Raw genomic sequence first — 1,823 nt, 5'->3', positions numbered from 1 at the left:
ATCGGCTGCTCCAGGGGGTCGTGCGACGGCTCGCCCGCCACATCGGCGCCCATGACGACGACCGAGGTGTCCCGGGGCAGTGCGGTCAGCACAGGGTCGGTGGCGAAGAGGAAGTCGACGAGCCGGGCGTAGTCGAAGGCCTTGCCGGTGTCGTCCCGCATGGTGAGTTCGGCGGTCCTGCCGTCACCGCGGACACTGACGATGTACGCCTTGTCGAACGGCAACGGCTGCGGGGCGCTCTCCGCCAGCACCTCGGCGCTGCCGGGATCGTCCGCTCGCGGCGCCCGTCGCACCTGGGTGAACGCCTTGGCCGAGGGCAGCAGACTGTAGGTGTCCTGCCGGTCGTCCCAGGACGGGCGGGAGGACACGCCCACGATCTTCGCGTCCGGTCCCGGGTGTTGCGCCATACGGAACTCGCCCAGTGCCACCCGCTCGCCGTCCGCTGCCCTGAGATGCGGTGTCCAGTGCTCTCGGGCGTAGGCACTCGGCGGATCCTGGGCGAGCACGGTGAGGGCACCACGAGCCGCCTCGATGGCCGGCAGGGTCCGCTCGCGCTGGTCGCCGGGGAGGTCGGCGAGACGAGCGGATGCCCGGTCGACGAGTTCCCGCAGACGCTCGTGTGCGGCGGGGCGCAGCGCCACTCCCACCGCGAACATCCCCACCGCGGCCGCGAGTTCGCTGCCCTCCGTGAAGCTGACCAACCGCCCGATGTGGGGCAGCCCGTGCACCGCCATCGTCATGAACGGCGCCAGGCCCCGTACAGCCGGGTGGTTCAGGATGCGCGACATGGACTCACGCAGCACGTCCTCGGGGAGCGGAGCGGGGAAGGTCAGCGCTTTCCGGTAGGCACCTTGGCTCAGCTCCGCCCACTCGGCGACGGTCTGCCGTATCTCCTCAGGGCTGAGGTAACGCTGACTGATCATCCAGTGCCGCACCTCCGACAGCAGAAGCGGTACCTGGAGGAGGCCGTCGGCGGTGTCCAGTTCCAGGTGGTCCTCCATGCCGACGGTCTGCGACTGGCTGATGATCTTCCCCGTGGATGTGCGCCCGGTGAGCACGGCCGTCAGGTGCTCCACAGCGGAGGGAGCATCGCCGACTTCGACAGTGAGCATGCCGGGGTCGAGCGCCGGCGGTTCCTCGTTGAACTGCCTGCTGGTTTCCATGCTCTCCAGCAAGCCGGTGACGACGATCGCGCTGATCCGGTCGTGCTGCTCGTTGAGGAATCGCCGAGTGCGGGGCCGCAACGCCGGCAAGATGCGGTCGAACGGGTGGCGGGACGCCACCGGCAGCCAGTTCTTGATGATCGATACGGGCAGCATCGCGGCGTTCGGCCTTGCCGCGACATGGTTGAAGGCATCCCAGGCGTATCCCCAGACATCGTCGACCTCCGGAATGGCGGCCAGGAACGGCAGGGAGTCCTGCGGCACGCCGGGCACACCGAGTTCGTCGCGCACGAACTCCGCGGCGATCGCCTGCCCGACTGCTTCGCTCTTGACGTAAAGTTCCCAGACATCCGGAAAGGGAGCCATCTTCCCTGCGGCGGCGTTCAACCGCATTCTCAGTCCGAGGGCGGGGACGCCCGGAGTGGGCTGGGTGTATGCGCGGTGGTTGGGGCCCTCGACGCTCGGCAGGATGGTGGCCTTCCGCCCGAACTCGGTGGGCTGCCAGCCTTCCGGCAGGAGGTCGGCCAGCCGCACCGGGGCGTTCCGTTCCGAAGTGATGCCGAGCGCCAGAACTCCGCGCCGTTCTCGATCTTCGCCTACGGTGACGTGAGCAAGGGCCACAACACCGTCGAACTCTCCGTCCCGGGCGTGCTGTCCTTC

1 protein-coding gene is annotated in these 1,823 nt (G+C 68.8%); it reads right to left on the bottom strand.

Annotated features, from left to right (window positions below):
- A partial coding sequence (locus ABZ646_RS46105; RefSeq protein ID WP_360533642.1) for a hypothetical protein occupies positions 1-1,697 on the bottom strand: 1,697 nt, incomplete at its 3' end.
- Between the last annotated feature and the right edge of the window lie 126 nt (positions 1,698-1,823).

The organism is Streptomyces sp. NPDC007162, assembly GCF_040634175.1.
Taxonomy (GTDB): domain Bacteria; phylum Actinomycetota; class Actinomycetes; order Streptomycetales; family Streptomycetaceae; genus Streptomyces.
Note: the sequence above shows the minus strand (reverse complement) of the source record. Positions and strands in the feature narration are given on the sequence as shown.